Source organism: Acidobacteriota bacterium, from assembly GCA_022340665.1.
Taxonomy (GTDB): Bacteria; Acidobacteriota; Thermoanaerobaculia; order Thermoanaerobaculales; family Sulfomarinibacteraceae; genus Sulfomarinibacter.
Window position 1 is genome coordinate 23,697 of the sequence record JAJDNM010000005.1, and the last position, 17,002, is coordinate 40,698.

Annotated in this window: 9 protein-coding genes; 4 read left to right on the forward strand and 5 right to left on the reverse strand. The window is 62.0% G+C overall.

Annotation, left to right across the window (positions count from 1 at the left end):
• Positions 1 to 4 precede the first annotated feature (4 nt).
• Positions 5 to 1,081 (forward strand): hypothetical protein, encoded by a 1,077-nt coding sequence (locus LJE93_00660; protein ID MCG6947415.1) that lies wholly within the window; start codon positions 5 to 7, stop codon positions 1,079 to 1,081.
• Between the two features lie 18 nt (positions 1,082 to 1,099).
• Positions 1,100 to 4,240 carry a carboxypeptidase-like regulatory domain-containing protein gene (locus LJE93_00665; GenBank protein ID MCG6947416.1) on the forward strand — a complete coding sequence of 1,047 codons (3,141 nt, stop codon included), beginning with the start codon at positions 1,100 to 1,102 and terminating at the stop codon, positions 4,238 to 4,240.
• Between the two features lie 80 nt (positions 4,241 to 4,320).
• On the opposite strand, the gene LJE93_00670 is transcribed toward LJE93_00665, so the two are convergent.
• From LJE93_00670 to nhaA, 4 genes are all read right to left on the reverse strand, one after another.
• Positions 4,321 to 6,606 (reverse strand): hypothetical protein, encoded by a 2,286-nt coding sequence (locus LJE93_00670; protein MCG6947417.1) that lies wholly within the window; start codon positions 6,604 to 6,606, stop codon positions 4,321 to 4,323.
• Between the two features lie 121 nt (positions 6,607 to 6,727).
• A complete protein-coding gene (locus tag LJE93_00675; GenBank protein ID MCG6947418.1) occupies positions 6,728 to 7,069 on the reverse strand; it encodes an STAS domain-containing protein in 342 nt (113 codons plus the stop codon).
• A gap of 95 nt (positions 7,070 to 7,164) precedes the next feature.
• Positions 7,165 to 9,654, reverse strand: coding sequence for a mechanosensitive ion channel (locus tag LJE93_00680; protein ID MCG6947419.1), 2,490 nt, complete (start codon positions 9,652 to 9,654; stop codon positions 7,165 to 7,167).
• A gap of 98 nt (positions 9,655 to 9,752) precedes the next feature.
• Complete coding sequence (gene nhaA / locus LJE93_00685; protein MCG6947420.1) at positions 9,753 to 11,066, reverse strand: Na+/H+ antiporter NhaA; 1,314 nt, start codon at positions 11,064 to 11,066, stop codon at positions 9,753 to 9,755.
• 88 nt (positions 11,067 to 11,154) lie between these two features.
• Between nhaA and LJE93_00690 the strand changes: the two genes are divergently transcribed.
• Both LJE93_00690 and LJE93_00695 read left to right on the forward strand, forming a co-directional pair.
• The gene (locus tag LJE93_00690; protein ID MCG6947421.1) at positions 11,155 to 12,162 is read left to right on the forward strand and encodes a hypothetical protein; all 1,008 of its coding nucleotides are present in this window, start codon (positions 11,155 to 11,157) and stop codon (positions 12,160 to 12,162) included.
• Positions 12,163 to 12,280: 118 nt separating this feature from the next.
• Complete coding sequence (locus tag LJE93_00695) at positions 12,281 to 15,571, forward strand: glycosyl hydrolase (GenBank protein MCG6947422.1); 3,291 nt, start codon at positions 12,281 to 12,283, stop codon at positions 15,569 to 15,571.
• Between the two features lie 33 nt (positions 15,572 to 15,604).
• Here LJE93_00695 and LJE93_00700 read toward each other — a convergent pair.
• Positions 15,605 to 17,002 (reverse strand): dynamin family protein (locus tag LJE93_00700; GenBank protein MCG6947423.1); only part of this gene is annotated, 1,398 nt, incomplete at its 5' end.

Here is a 17,002-nt window from a genome sequence, read left to right on the forward strand (position 1 = left end):
GCCTATGCGGCACGTCCTGAGAGTCGTGTTGCCCTGTGCCGGCGTAGTTCTCCTGTGCGCCGGAGTGCTGGCGTCGCCGGCCGACAAGGCCGGACCCACCTGCAGCGTCCAGTCCCTCAGCCTCGAAAACCCTGCCTACATGGTCGTCGATGCAGTCGTGCGCGGGGAGCGTCTGCTCCTGCCCGACTACACGAAAGGGCTCCGCGAAGTCGACCTTCAGACGGGCAAGGACCTCCGTTCGGTCCTCCCCATGGGCACCCAACGGGGCGAGGTCACCGGACCGCAACACCTGGGTTGTGGTTCGGAACGTTGCGTGGTCTGGGGTGACCGTTACTTCTGGGTCTACTATGACTCCAGGTGGCGATTCCTGCACGAGTACCCGGGTATGAACAGCGCCGCCAGCGGCCAGCCGCTGGTCTTCCCAGATCGTATGATCGTCTACGGGGTCGCCAGCCCGGAGGTATCGGGCGGCGGGGTTCCAGCGTATCTCTTCGTCCAGTACGACGACGGGGAGATTCTGCCACTCCAGGAGTACCCGGCCTCGATGCCGATTCCGGAGATCGTCAAGCGGATCCACTTCCAGGGCGTTACGACCGGAGGTCTGGCGGAGCTGCCGGACGGAGGCTGGGTCTTCGTCGATCCGCGCAGCTATTCGGTCTTCGTCTTCGATGCCAACGATCGCCTCACCAGGGCGTGGCGAGGAACCAACCCCCTCTTTCGGGCGCCAAATTGGGGGGCCTCGCCTCCCGTCTCCGATGATTCGGGACGTCAGGCGTACTCGCGATGGCAGCTCGCGCAACCGCAGGTGAAGCGTCCGGTCCCGCTCGGCGAAGATCTCCTGGCATTCGTCGTCGGGGTGCCCGACGGGCCGATGCGGCAACGCCACGAGCTGGACATCTACAAGACGAGCGGCGAGCCGGTCGCAGTGGGCCTGTCGATCGACGGCGTCCGATCCGGACGGCTCATCATCGCGGACGCGGGCGCAGGTCGCCTGGTTCTCGTGGGACAAGAAACCTGGGAGCCGTCGGCCGCCACCACGGTCTGGCAGGTCGAAGTACCGCATCTTTCGGTCACGCAGTAGCAGGATTATGGGGATTTCATGAATCGCACCACGGTCATCATCATCACAGGGTTGGCGATGGCACTGGGCGTCGTAGCCTTCGGATCCGAGGTTGTTGCTCCGGACGGAACGGTTGTCACGGATATCGTGGCGGCGCAGGCGAATGACAGCACGACGTGGGTCCGGGTCGGCGCGGGTGTTCCGGTAGCAACGGTTGCTACGGCGGAGGGACAACTCGCCCTGCCGCAACTTGCCGTCGCCTCCTACCTCGTTCAGGACGCGGTCAGCGGCGAACCAGTCACGATCGGTTCGTTGACCTGGCTGGTTCCCGAAGCTCCAGAGACTCTCACCACCGCGGAGTGGGAATCGAGCCGCGGGCACCTCGACCTTCATTGTCGCAACGGTGATCGCGTCGTCGTTGCCGCACGGGGTCATGCACCGGTGACTACCCGGGTTGTGACCGACGGTCGACGTCACACGGTTCTGTTGCAGCCCCGATCCACGGTCACGATCGAGCTCGAGCCGGCGACTGCGGCTCAGATGTGGCTTGCTCGTGAAGATCAGATCGACGTCCTGACCCTGTTCGCGAACGTCGCCGCCAAGCACGATGTCCCCGAGGATGGCCGGATTGACGTGCCGGATCTCGATCTCGATGCAAGATATTTAGGCGTTGTCGTCGCGCATGGCAAGGCACCGGCGGTCACGATGTTCCGTGATGTCTCCGAACCGCTGACGGTGCAGCTGGCGGATGGTCTCGAAGTCACCGGCAGGGTACTCGACGAGGAGGGTGAACCATTTGCCGGGGCAAAGATCGACGTCCTCGGGCAGATTTCGGAACTCGACAGCTTTCGCTACAACCAACGTGGCCGGAGCTCGCCAAATGGCGAGTTCGCATTGGCAGGGCTCCTTCCGGGCGCGGTCCGTGTCCGCGCGTGTGCAGACGGCCTTGCCTGCGCAGAGGCCATCGTCGAGCTGAGCGAAGACGCCGCGAGCGAGCCGGTCACCCTGCAGCTGATTCCCGGTCGCGACATCGTGCTGGTTGTCGAGAACGAGATTGGCGAACCTGCCGCCGACGCGATCCTCTACTTCAAAGACCGGGTGTATCAGACCGACAGCAACGGCGAGCTGCGTGTGCCGGGTTTGTCGCGCGGCACGACCATACCGATCAAGATCTTCGGTACCGGATTCGGGTTCTGGGAGGGCAGCTTCGCGACCGACCGCGAGCGTGTCGTCATCACCGTCCCGGGCGGAGCGATCATCGAACGTCAGGTTCTTTCACCGAGCCGATTCGCAGCCGACGAGGTCATCGTTCGCTGGCAGGCCTACACCTCCACCGGTCGCGAGGGGAAGTCCGGCAAGGGAAGCTGGGATGCCGAGCACGGTATCGCCCGCGCATCGGGCCTCGAGGCCGGTACGTACTCGCTTTCGGTCAGGCTTCCCGGCTCGGCCACGATCACTTCCGAGCGTGTCACGGTGGCTCTCGGCGAGGAGTTGGCGCTTGCCCCGATCGTTCCGGACCGCGGCCTCGCGCTGGCCGGGCGGGTGCTCGATGCGGAGACTCTGCAACCCGTCCCCGGAGCCCGGGTCAAATGCGAACCTGGCTCGCCGGCAGTCTTCCGGGCACCGGAATTGCTCGGCGACGTGCCGAGAACTCTGACCGACGCCGACGGCATGTTTCTCCTGGAGGGTCTCGACCCGGGCACCTGCCGTGCAATCGTCAGCGCCTCGGGTTACGCTACGTGGCGGCTCGACGGCGTCGAGCCTGACGACGTTGGTTACGACATCGGAGACGTGGAGCTCGACGCCGGCATGACGATCGTCGGTCAGGTCTACGACCGGATGGATCGTCCCGTCACCGGCGCGGTGGTGGAAATCACCGAGGCTGCCGCCTACGCATACTTCGCCGAAACCAAGGTTCGCACCGATCACGACGGCTATTTCCGCGCCGATCGCGTGCCGGTCGGCCGATGGAAGGTGACTGCCACGCACGGCCAGGAAACCGCATCCGAAACGGTCGAGGGCGACTCCCGGGAAACGGTGGTGGCGGATCTCATGCTCGGTGGCATCCGCATCGAAGGCGAGATCTGGCTTGGCGACGATCGGGCGCCGGGAGGCACTCTGGTCCTGACCACCGAAGGAGCGCAGGCTCCCGGTGTCGTCGTGATGATGCAGCGGGTCACCGATGATCGACAGATCTTCGGCATCGACCAACAGCCGGTACAGTTCACGGTCGGCACCGACGGGCGGTTCTTTGGCTCGGGCCTCCAGGCAGGTCAGTACTGGGCGTCCTACACCCCTCCAGGCTCGGGCGCCGCGCCGATCACCAAGTCTCTCGTCGTTCCGCAGGTCGAGACTTATCGGTGTGCGATCCAGTATGCGGATGCAGCCGTCGAGGGATACGTCGTCGACGACGACCACAATCCGGTAGCCGGGGCGATGGTCCTCGCCAGCGTCGGCGAGAACGCTCAGGACGTCACGGCCTATACCGACGGGGAAGGCCGCTTCTCCGTGCGCGGTCTCGAGCCAGGCCACCTGGTGCTGACGGCCAGCCACACCGACTTCGCGCCATCCGACCCGTCGGAGCTCGAGATCCGCGACGGTTCCGTCGAGGGACCGGTTGTGCTCGAGCTCCAACCGCACGACGGCGCCAGCGTGTTGCTCGCAGTCAACACCCTCGCCGGCTCGGCCGGTGGCGCACCAGTCTATCTCGTGGGGCCCGAAACCTCGACCGGTTTCACGGATGGGGGCGGCTTGGCGACCTTTACCGGCATCCCTGCCGGCAGCTATCGTCCATGCGGCATCGCGTATGGCGGAGCCACCGGTTGCGGTCCGAATTTGATGGTCGACAATGGCGAGCAGCTTCAGGCTCAGCTCGATCTCGGCCAGGGTGGATACATCGATGTCTACCTGGATGATGACGCGGCCGGTTTCGCATCTTCGAAGAACGTCGTAGTGGCGGCCGCGAAGCGGGGGCCGAGGATTCGGGTCACGACTGCCGACGGCGTCGATCTTTCGAGCCTTCTGTTCATGGCGAGCCCGCCGCAACAAATGAGCGGTGGCGTCCGTATCGGACCGCTGCAGCCCGACGACTACATCGTCACGGTCACCACCGAGCTCGGACCACGGCAGGGCCAGGTTCAGGTCCGCGAGGGCGAAGGAGTTTCACTCGACCTGCGGTGACTTGATCGAGCAATAGCACAAGGGGGCGGCTTGAACCGCCCCCTTTCCCTTTGCGATGCTCGGTGGTTTCCGTTCGCGACCTATCGCCGACGTGTGGGGACTGGACGCTTCGTCGGTCCACCGCTTCTTTGGAGCTGTTGCGTCCGGATGTCTCCACGCTGCCGTCCGCCATAAGCCCTGTTGAGAGAACCGGGCGTCGTCGCCGGTCGGGTCGCCGGGCGTTGCCCGGTGGTTGGCCGCGATCCCGTGGACGGCCGGGTCGAGGGTCGCGTGTCGACCGAGGGACGAGTTGAGGGTCGCGTGTCGGCCGATGGACGGGTCGAAGGTCGTGTGCTCGGCCCCGGCAGGGTTTCTCTGCCGGGGACGTCAACCGTCGACCACCCTCCCTGGCCGCGTCGGTCCCAGCTGCCGTCATCATTGCGCCGGTAGACGTTTCCACTGCGGTCGGTATAGATGTTGTTGTCGCGATCGCGCGCCACTGCAGGGCGGCGATCCGGTGTCACGCGATCTCGGGTGGTGGCCACCCGGTCCGAGTTCGCGGGTCGCGCGTAGATGTTGTTGTTCGGTCGGGTCCGTCCGTAGGGAGTGGGATGGGGACGGCTCGCAGCAGCCGACCCGTGAAGGTAACCGTGGCGGTAGCCCGCCCGGTAGCCGGCGCCGTAGCCGTACCACGGATAGGGTCGGTACCAACCCGGGCCCCACCAGCCGCCATGCCAGTGGCCACCCCATCCCCATCCGCCGAATCCGACCGAAAAGTTGAACGGACCGGTCGACCAACTGAGGCCGAAGCCCCAGCCGTACCACGGGTTCCACCGCACGTGAAAGCCCCAGGTCGAATGGTGGGGATAGTAGTAGCGTGGTCCCCAGTAGGGTCGGTAGTACCAGCCGGTGCCATAAACCACACAGCCGTGCGCGATATAGCTCGACGTATAGCCCGGTGTGTAGCCCACATAGACGACTTCCGGCGTCGACTCATAGACCTTCACATAGGTAACGTTGTAATGAGGGTTCGACGGAGGGATGGTGTAGATCTCGTCCGGTACGTTCTTGCAGACCATCCAGGGTCCGGTGGCCGACGTGGATTCATACCAGATGCCCTGGTCACAGCAGTAATATCTACTACCCGACTTGATGACCGCAGCCGAGGTGTTGACCGCATAGGTCATGCGGGTACCCTCGACAGGTTGAAACTGTGGTGTGCCGTCGTACTCAACGCTGAATGATGCTCCGGCGTTCGTTTTGACTGCCGCGGTCTGCGGTACGGCCTGTTCGAGCAGCGCCTCCTGCGCCTCGTCGGTGCCGGCCACCGATGCGCGGAGATAACCGACGTCCGACTCGGCCGGAATCTCCGAGAACTCCACCGACAGTTCGTCGTTCGCCACCCAGATCCACGGACCCAGATCGAGGTCTTTCGTACGGTACCAACGACCCGAGAGCAACGCATAGTAGTCCTGGCTCGCGATCTCGAAGAGCACGTCGGAGTCGGTATTCGACACCATCATCACCTCGCTCGCCGAGAACGGTTCGAGCTTCGGTTGGCCATCGATAAAGATCAGCTCCGCTGGCACCGTCGACACCACGATCTCCGGAATGCGCTTGTCGGTTGCTTCGGCCTTGGACGCGTCCTGTTCCTGCTGCTGTTTCTTGAGCTCGTCGTCGACCCTCTGGACATCCTTCGGCAGATCACCGGCCAGCTTCCAGGGGCCCTTGATCGAGGGGGATTCGAACCAGCGCGTGTCCGACGCCAGGTAATAGGAGTTTTTGTGTTTCAGGATCACGTACGGGGTGTTGACCACCCGTTCGAGCGACGAGCCATCGACGTCTTCCAGCTTCGGCTCGCCGTCGATCAGAATCAGCACCGCAGGTTCGTATTTGACGATGATCTCCGGCGGCGCGTGTTTCAGGTCAGCCTCGGAACGCTGAACGATTTCGGCGTCTTCGAGCAGCGGCACGAGGCGGTCGAGTTCGATCTCCAGGTCCCAGGTGGGGATCTTTTGCTCGAGAAACGATGCCAGCCTCTCTCGATCTCCCTCTGACGTCTCGGGGAAGGCCACGGACGGGACCTCGATATCGAAAAAGCTCACCATGCGGGTGTCGCGATTGACGTCAAATCGGCCGCTCAGCCAGACCGCACCATAAATCGGCGCGTCTTCGCCCTTGGCGATGGACACCGCCGCCCGCGCGTCAAATGTGTTGTTCGTCCAGGAATCGATCTGCGGCTCGAACATGGTCACGGTGAACAGATCGCCTCTCATGACCTGCGGCCACATCTTGGTTGTATCATCGTTTTCGGCGACGACTGTTCGAGGGACCGCTGCGATCGCGATCGCCACCACCATCGCCACGAGCACGGCTCTCTTGATCATTCATAGCCTCCCCGGCTCCGCATGAGCCGTCACCAGCCCCGTCGCCGTGGCGAGGATCCTGCAGCTTCGCCTTGATTGCCCCTCAAGCGAGTCCTAAACGTTGCGGGATCGCAGGTGATGTTCAGGCGCCGAACGACGCGACCGCCAACTCCTCGTCATCGAACATCTCGAAAACGCCGACCAGCTGGGCCATGGTCAACAGCTTGCGCGCCTTGATGTTGGCGTTCAACAGCTTGACCTCGGCGTCGTGTGATGTGGCCGTCACCTTGCTTCGGATGAGCTCGCCGAGACCCGAGGAATCAATCGTGCTCACGGTTTCCAGATTGATCAACAGTTTCTTGCCGCCGCCATCAAGTTCTTTGACGAGCGCTTCTCGAAGCGCCACGTCGCCGGTGCCGATGGTGAGCTTGCCGTCGAGATCGAGTATCGCGACGTCACCCACCTTGCGATTGGTGATATCCATGTCAGTCCCTTCGGGCTCTCGCGGCGGGCGAACCCGCGCCGAGCGTGGAAAAGTCGAGACATTATCGCACAATTACGGCCAAAAGCCAGCAACTTCTATTCCGAACCGCTGTCAGCGTCCTTCTCGTCTCGCTGCGAGAGCGAGATCGCTGCATCCGAGTCAACCGACCGGAGGTGGATGTCACGTTGCGGAAACGGTATCTCTATGCCGGCCTCGCGGAACGCGTCATCGATGCTGACTCGCAGATCACTCGAGACGGCTACGAAGTTCTCCCTGGTCCAGGCACGTAGCTCGAAATCGAGGGCGCTGTCACCGAATCCGAGGAAGAGCGCCTCCGGTTCGGGATCAGCCAACACCTCGGGGTGGTCACCCGCAACCCGGTTGAGGATCTCGATGACCACGCGCGGATCGGTGCCGTATGCAACTCCGACCGGCACCTTTGCACGGCGCCAATTATCGCTCAGGGTCCAGTTGATGACCTCGGTAGATATGAGGTTGGCGTTGGGGACGATGACTTCGGCACCCTCGATAGTGCCGACCACGCTCGCCCGCATGCCAATACTCTTGACCGTTCCGAACAGGTCGTTGACCTCGATCTTGTCGCCAACTCGGATTGGCCGCTCGAACAGCAAGATCAGGCCCGATACGAAGTTGTTGACCACATTCTGGAGACCGAAGCCGATGCCGACGCCGAGAGCACCGATGATCAGACTGATGTTCGAAAAATCGAGACCCGCAGCCGAGCCGGCGATGATGACGCCAATGACGATGATCACGTAGTGGGTCAGGCGGGAGATGGTCGCTGGTACGCCGCGCGGAAGATCCATCTTCGGCATGACGTCCGTCTCGAGTCCGAATCGAATGATCCTCGAGATCTTGAACGTCAGCCAGACAATGAAAACGAAGATCAGGACGTGCGCAGGGACAATCGAGAAATCCCCGATGGAAATCGGCCGATTCAGGATTCTCTTGAGGCCGGACATCACATCATCGAAGACTCCGAACCCGCGCAAGGTCATCGCAGCCCATCCCACCAGCGCGAGGAAGTCGATCAGCGCGAAGAGACTTTGGCGGAGAGTGTCTCCGTGCAAACGGACAAGACCGAATCGACGCGCAAATTTCGTCAGCAACGCGACCCGCACGACCGCCTTCATCAGGATGGTGCCGACCCGGGCCATGATCGCCGCGTAGACGCTGGTGAGGGTTCCGTCGATGATCAGGGTTGCCAAGCCAACAGAGCCGAAAAGGTTGGCGATGGTCCCTGCTACAAACGCGAGGAACACCAACCATGCGAAAAAGACGATGGTGTGCGTCCATCCTTGCGAGACGTCGAGAGCCCGGTTGCGGACCTTTTTGAGAAACCAGTAGCCCGAACCGGCAGCGGTGAGCGACAGGGCAAGGAGTGCGAATCGGTTGATGATGTTGCCGTCAGGTGCCAAATCGGCGATTTTCTGGAGGAAATACACCAGGGGCAGCAGGTAGGCGCCGAGTCGAAGCGACTCGGGGAGCAAAATCGGGAACATCCTCAAGAGGGCAAGCAGCAGGAGAAAACCGAGAAGACTTTCCCAGGCACGCGGCGCGCTTGGATTGAAGACCTCACTGAGAAGAAAGGTAATGATGAAAGCGGCTGCCACCGGACGAGCGAGGAGATCTACTACTGACTGAAGGGAACGGTCCTGTTGCACCCAAAGCGAAGCGTGCCTGCGCAAAAACAACAGAAAGACGGTGAGCAGAACAAAGAACCCGCCTTGCTTGGACAACCTGTCCTTGCTCGCGGTGGCATACGCCTGGATGGATTCCCTGTTTTTTGTCCAGATTTCCTCGAAATAATCAACTGGCGAGGCGGTGAGTCCGGGAGCCGCAAACACCTTCCATATGGGCAAGCTGTCAGAGCCGAAAATGCCTCGTCCGCGGCGATCCATTTCTTCCGAGAGGTGCACCAGCATTTCGTCTGTCGCAACCTTTTCGCGCGCCACCTCGGACTGCAGCGTGAGCACCGCGTCACGACTGCTGAGAACGGCCGTCTCTGCCTCGCCAATCGCTGCAAGCGTGTCTTCGACCTGCTGGCGAAGGACCCCTGGGAGGCTGACTTCGTCGGCCGATTCCAGTGTCAGCTCCCAGAGCCGACGCTCCTTCTCGAGTCTTCGTCTCTCTTCTTCAATCTCGGTGGAAGCGCTCTTCAATGTGCCCATCCAACCATCGAGCAGGCCTGCCGAGCTCAACCAATCGGGTTCGACCTCCTTCACAATCGACCCCGGCCCTCCGGCTTCGACCCGGCGCAGCGTTTCCTCTCTCAGTTGATCAAGCTGTTGCCTCTCGCGATCGAAATCTTCCGCGAGTTTCTCGAGGTCTTCACTGACGTCTGTAGCGGCGACCGCATCGCGAAGCGTGACGCTGATCTCTGCGGCTTCATTCGGAATCTCGGACGCAGGAATCGCTGTCGGCACCGGCGTCGGCAGTATGGCCGGAGTCTCCGTCGGCTCCTGGCCTGTTTGAGCGAAACTCGTCGTTGCTACCAACAGACACGTCACCAGGGCACCACACGACACCTGCCGCAACACGCCCGTACCCACTTTCCGTCTCATTTCATGATCCAATCCAAGACCCAGCGCCCGACTGTACTCAGAGCTATCGTGACGCGATGATTCTAAGCGACACCACCCTCTGGCCCGAAGAGGAAAGTCTAACCCTTCGGCAAAGCTCGCGCCAAAACTCCGTATCCAAGGATTCCAGAGCTCAGCGATGCCGCGAGAATTCCGATCTTGGCGGTTGCAATCAGTGCCTCGTTGTCGAAAGCGAGATCGGTGATGAAGAGAGACATCGTGAATCCGATGCCCGCCAGGCACCCGGCGCCGAATACCTGAGCCCACGTTACGCCTGCGGGCAGCGCACCGTGTCCGCTCTTGACTGCCAGCCAGCTCATGAGGCCGATGCCAACGGGCTTGCCCACCACCAGTCCTACGATGATGCCGAGGGAGAGTGGCCTCGCGAGCACCTCTGTCACATTCCCACCGACCGCAACACCCGCATTGGCCAGGGCGAAGAGGGGCAGTATCAACCAGATCTGGATGGGGTGCAGGTGGTGTTCGAGCACCAGGCCGGTGGGGAGCGCATCCTCGGCCCTGGAGCGGATGGACTCGACGATATCGAGTTGCTCGCGATCATCGATCATCGAGTGCACGGAGGGCTTCAGGTGCTTGATGCGTTCGAGCCGTTCTTCGGTTTCGTCGATGAACACTTGCGGATCGACCCGCGGCCGCACCGGAATGACCAAAGCTACGAGTATTCCGGCCACCGTTGCATGAACCCCCGAGGAGAACACGGCGAGCCACACCCCGATGATCAAAAGATAGAGAATTCCCCGGCGCCACCGGGCTTTTACGGCGACAAACAGCAGCGCCAGCAGAACTGCGGCCGCTCCGAGGGCGCCGACCTGGATCTCATCGGTATAGAAGATCGCGATCACCGCCACCGCACCGAGGTCGTCGGCAATGGCAAGTGCCGTGAGGAAGATCTTGAGAGCCAGCGGCGCACGGGTGCCGAATATGGCAAGGACCCCGAGGGCGAACGCGATATCCGTGGCCATCGGAATGCCCCATCCACGGGCACTCTCCGTTCCCAGGTTGAGCAGCATGAAGAAGGCCGCCGGCACGACCATGCCACCGACCGCCGCTGCCACCGGCAGCACCGCCTTGTCGAACGAGGAGAGCTCGCCGACCACCAGCTCCCGCTTGATCTCGAGACCAACGACAAAGAAGAAGACCACCATCAAGCCATCGTTGATCCAGTGGTGCAGGGAGAGCTTGAACGACGCGTCGCCCCACGTCACACCGATGTAGGTGTGCAGGAGATCGAAGTAGGTATCCGCCCATGGAGAGTTGGCCCACAGCAACGCGACAACGGTGCATGCCAACAAGAGGAGGCTGCCCGCCACCTCTGAACGAACGAACCACTCGAACCAACTGCGGACGCCTGTCGTGTCCTTCGCTGTAACCATTTCAGGCCTCCCGATTGAGATGCGGAATGATATCTCAAACATTTTCGGGTCTTCCCCCCAATCCAGCGCAAACTGTAAAATGTGGCGAATGAAAAACAGAATTGCCACTCGATTCGTCGTCGCGCTCGTTCTTCTCCTCCTCGGGGCGCTCTCCTCCGCCGCTTCGGAGGACCTCACCGGTACGCGTCCGGGTCCCCCGGGTCAGCCGTTGACCATCAACGGCACCCTCTTCCTGCTCGATGTTTCGAAGATCGACGGAGCCGACAGCAGCTTCACCGCTGACGTGTTCCTGATGCTGAGCTGGAAGGACGAGCGGCTGGCCTCGGAAGCCGAGGGGATACGCCGGAAATCGCTCTCGAGCATCTGGAGCCCGCAGGTCCAGGTTCTCAACCAGCGGCGGATCTGGAAGACCTTTCCCGATACCGCCGACATTTCGGCGGACGGCACGGTCATTCACCGGCAACGCTATTTCGGCAGGTTCGCCGCGCCTCTCGACCTCCGGGATTTCCCGATCGACCGTCAGCAACTCGAGATACAGGTCGTGATTCCCGGATACGGCCCAGACGAGATCCATTTCGTGCCAACCACCCACGACCTCGGCACCGGTCGATCGCCCGATATGACGATCCCAGACTGGTCGATCGGCTCGTTCGAGGTTCGCTCCGAGCCGTATTCGGCGGTGCCGGGGGGTCGGGAGCTCGCAGCGCTCAGGGGCACATTCGAAGCGCGCAGATATCTCGGCTTCTACATCGGCAAGGCACTCGTGTCAGTGGCCATCATCGTCTTCATGTCGTGGGTCGTCTTCTGGGTGTCGCCGACCCAAGTCGGGCCCCGCCTCAGCGTCTCGGTGACCTCCATGCTCACCCTGATCGCCTACCGCTTTCTCCTCGGGCAATCGCTTCCACCCGTTTCCTATCTCACGCGGCTCGACTACTTCCTTCTCGCTTCGACGATTCTCGTCTTCATCGCTCTGATACAGGTGGCTTTGACCAGCAGCATGGAAGAGGGGCGAGGTGCGAGGGTCAACCGGTTTTCACGTTGGATTTTTCCGGTCGCATTCCTTCTGATTTTCGCAGTCTCGTTCCTGGTGACCTAGGAGCCTATCCGAGTACATCTCGAAGAATCGCTAGACGCGTCCCAGATCCTTCGCATTTCGGCGCGAGGTCCTGCTACCTTACTGCCGGGAAAGAATGTCTGATCGTCTGGGGGGTCCCATGAAACGGCTGTTTGCCCTGTTCGTCGTATGTTCGTTGATCGTCCCGTTCGTCGCGGCTGAGGACGAGGAGCCCGGCACCGGTATGACCGCCAAGGCTTTCAAGGGCCTGGAGCTCCGCAGTATCGGTCCGGCTTTGATGTCGGGTCGGATCGCGGACATCGCCGTCCACCCGACCGACTTCAGCACCTGGTACGTGGCTGTCGGCTCGGGCGGAGTCTGGAAGACGAACAACGCCGGTACGACCTGGGAGGCGATATTCGACGGTGAGGCATCGTACTCGATCGGTTGCGTGGCCCTCGATCCGACGAACCCGGAAACCGTTTGGGTCGGAACCGGCGAAAACGTCGGCGGCCGCCACGTCGGGTTCGGTGACGGCGTTTACAGAAGCATGGACGGCGGCAAGAGCTGGAAGAATATGGGACTTGCCGACTCCCAGCACATCTCCGAGATCATCGTCGATCCAGAGGACTCGAACACGGTCTACGTCGCCTCCCAGGGACCCCTGTGGTCAGCCGGGGGGGAACGCGGGCTCTTCAAGACCAGCGACGGCGGGAATACCTGGGAAAACGTCCTGTCGGACGGTGAGTGGACGGGAGTCACGGATGTCGTGATGGACCCGCGCGACCCGCAGGTGCTGTATGCGGCCACTTGGCAACACCACCGGACGGTGGCGGCCGTGATCGACGGTGGCCCGGAGTCGGGAATCTATCGCACCGATGATGGCGGCACCGCATGGACGAAACTCACCAAGGGTCTGCCCAAGGGCAACATGGGCAAGATCGGCCTTGCCATCTCACCGCAGAAGCCGGATGTCATCTATGCCGTCATCGAGCTCGACAATCGCAAGGGGGGCACCTGGCGGTCGTCCGACCGCGGCGCGAGCTGGGAGAAGCGCTCCGACGCCGTTTCGGGCGGCACAGGCCCGCACTACTACCAGGAGCTCGAGGCAAGCCCACACGCATTTGACCGTATCTACATCATCGACGTGCGTATGCAGGTGTCAGACGACGGCGGCAGGACATTCCGCCGAGTCAAAGAGGTGGCGAAGCACTCGGACAACCACGCTCTGGCCTTCCGGCCAGACGATCCCGACTGGCTGCTGGCCGGCACGGATGGAGGGCTCTACGAGAGTTTCGATCTCGCCGAGAGCTGGCGATTCATCGCCAATCTGCCGGTGACCCAGTTCTACAAGCTGGCCCTCGACGACTCGGAACCCTTTTACAACGTCTACGGCGGCACGCAGGATAACAACTCCCAAGGGGGACCGACACGGACCGCCAGCGTCAACGGCATCACCAATGCCGACTGGTTCATCACCCTCTTCGCGGACGGCCATCAACCGGCGGTCGAGCCGGGAAATCCCGACATCGTCTACTCGGAATGGCAACAGGGCAATCTGGTGCGCACAGATCGAACCACCGGTGGCATCGTCTACATCCAGCCCCAGCCCGAACCTGGCGACCCGCCCGAGCGCTTCAACTGGGACGCGCCGATTCTGATCAGCCCGCACTCCCCGACCAGGCTCTACTACGCCTCGCAGCGGGTGTGGCGATCGGATAACCGGGGAGACAGCTGGGTTCCGGTGAGCCCCGACCTGACGAAGAACCAGGACCGCATCCTGTTGCCCGTGATGGGCCGTCAATGGAGTTCGACCGCGCCCTGGGACCTTTCCGCCATGTCGAACTACAACACAATCACCTCTCTCGCCGAATCACCGGTCGAGGAGGGCCTGTTGTGGGCCGGAACAGACGACGGGCTGCTACAGCTCAGCGCGAATGGCGGCGAAAGCTGGCAAGCGATCCCGGTCGGAGACCTCCCGGGAATCCCGGACACCGCATTCGTCAACGACATCAAGGCCGATCTCTTCGATGCCGACACCGTGTACGTCTGTCTGGACAATCACAAGTACGGAGACTTCAAACCCTACCTGATGAAGAGCACCAATCGTGGCCGGAGCTGGTCATCGATCGCCGGCGACCTGCCCGATCGGCACCTCGTGTGGCGGCTGGTTCAGGATCACGTCAAACCGGACCTCCTGTTCGCCGCCACCGAATTCGGGCTCTTCTTCACCGTCAACGGTGGCTCGAACTGGATTGGACTTTCCGGTGGGGTACCGACCATTTCCTTCCGTGATCTGGCAATCCAGAGGCGAGAAAACGACCTTGTCGGCGCGTCCTTCGGACGCGGATTCTATGTGCTGGACGATTACACAGCGCTTCGTGATGTCAGCGAAGAATCGATGAGGAAGGAGGCAACGCTCTTCCCGGTCAGAAAGACCCCCTGGTACATCCAACGGCGGCCACTCGGAGACAGCGGCAGGGCATCGCAGGGAGCATCCTATTTCGTCGCCGACAATCCTCCCTTCGGCGCAGTCTTCACCTACCACCTCGCTGACGGTTTGAAATCTCTCGAGGATCAGCGCCGCGACGGTGAGAAGAAGCTGGAAAAAGACTGGAAGGACACTCCGTACGTCGGGTTCGAAGCCCTCGAGAAGGAACGGCGGCAACCGAAACCCGCCATTCTACTGACCATACGCGATGCAAACGGCAACGTTGTCCGCACTCTCAGCGGCCCCATCAAGGCGGGTTTTCACCGCGTGGCCTGGGACCTCACCTACCCGACCACCGCCGCCATCCAGCGAGGGCGGAACATCAGCGAGGAAGAGGAGTCGGAAGGCCGCGACTCGGGCTTCATGGCGCCGCCAGGCATTTATACGGTAACCCTGTCGAAGAGAGCTGACGGCCAGATCACGAACCTTTCGGAGCCTATGAGCTTTGAAGTTGTCCGCTATTTCGAGGGAGTCCTCGATGGGATGACGCCGTCCGCGACCGCCGAATTCATGCAACGGGTGGCCGAGCTGCAGCGCAGTGTGACCGCTGCCAACGCGTCCCTGAGGCAGGCCTTCGAAAAAGTTGATCTCCTCGAGCAGGCACTGGCGAGATCAAAGGTCGATCCGGGTGCCCTCGATATCGAGCTCGCGAGTCTTCGACAGCGACTCTTCGAACTCGACGAGATGCTGTCCGGCAACCGGTCGCGGCGATCGATCGGAGAACCTCGGCCACCCACGGTTTCCGGGCGGCTGCGGGTGGCAGCGATGACCGACGGCCAGTCAGACTATGGTCCGACCATGACTCACCAGCGGGCCTTCGAGATCGCGCGCGACGAGTATGCGACCATCGAGCCTCAGCTGCGCCAGGTCCTCGAGGTGGATATTCCCGCTGTCGAGGCAAGGATGGAGGCGGCCGGTGTGCCGTGGACCCCGGGGAGGTCGCTACCGACAATCCATTGATTGAGCACCGTTCTTTGTTGAAACTCTGCGAGCCTACTCCAGACCCTCGACTCGCGCCGTCGTTTCGGCGACTCGTTCAGACAGGGCTCTGAGCTGATCCCGTTTACCGGCCAGGCGTTCCGATTCTGAACGCACGAAACGTGTGTACGGCGCAATCGTCTCTTCGAGGCGTCGACGACCTCGTTCCGCCTCACTCTCGAAATGCGCCGAGAGAGCGGACATCAGGTCACGTCGAAGGGCCTCGATCTTTTGCTTGAGCTCCACCTTCGCCTGGCGGCGGCGGTGGGGCAGGATGAAAAGACCCAACGCCGCCAGCAGGCCGGCTGCCGTCAGCCCCGTAACGTCGGCCGCGGTAGAGCTCGCAGCCAGCGCCACCGCCGCTCCGAGTCCGAGAGCACCGACCTCGATAACGGCGGCAGACGTCACTGCTTTCTGAAGATCTTCAGCCATGCGCTGTGCTTCACCGGATCGGTCGTACGAGGCGAGCCCTTCGCGCGCCGCTCGCCCGACCGTTTCGAGGAGACGTGCCCGATCCGCCTCGAATCGCCCACTGACCTCTCCGACCATGCGATCTGCATGGGCTGCAACTCGACGGTTGACGTGGTTGACAACGTTCTGCCAATGCCCAAGCTCCGAATCCACCAGCCAGTCGATCAGTGAATCGACCTTGGCGTCCACCACTTCCGGTGCGTCCGCAACAACCAGGCTGTCAAACTGGCTCTTGAGTTCGGATTTGTCGAACAGCTTCGGCAGTCGATTGAGTCGAACCGTGTCATCGAAGAATTCGGTACCACGCTGCTCCATCGCGTGGAGAACGTTGTCGATGTCCGCCAGTCGAAGATCGAACTCTCTGCGGATATCCTCGGTCCACACGCGGGTCTGGCTCTCGATATCATCTATCGTCTTCAGATCAGCTGCCAACATCTCGAGTTGACCCTCCACCCGCTGCAGTGCAGCATCGAGAAGGTGGGAGGCAACGCCGAGGGGGTTCCCGAGCTTGAGCCTCAGAAGCTCTCCACTGTCCAAGGTGTCGCGGAGGTATCTCTCCACCTTCGGCAGGCCGCTTGCCTCCCTCTCCGCCTCATCCTCCGCCTCGACAGCGAGCTTGGAGGAGACCGGAAAGACCTCGGGCTTGACGCCGAGCAATCGCGTGGCGTTCTCGGTCACATAGTCAACGACCTCGACCACCTCGTCCTCGCTCCGCAGGATGTCAATCTTGTTGACTACCATCGCCACCTTTTTGCCCCACTGGCGGATGGTCTCGAGGAATACCCGCTCGCTTTCCGACAGCGGGCGATCGGCCGAGGTCACGAAGACCACGAGGTCAGCTCGCGGCACGTAATCTTTCGTCAAGGCCTCGTGCGCACGATCGAGCGCATTCGTTCCCGGCGTATCAACGACGCTCAACTGGTGAAGGGTCTCCACCGGCGC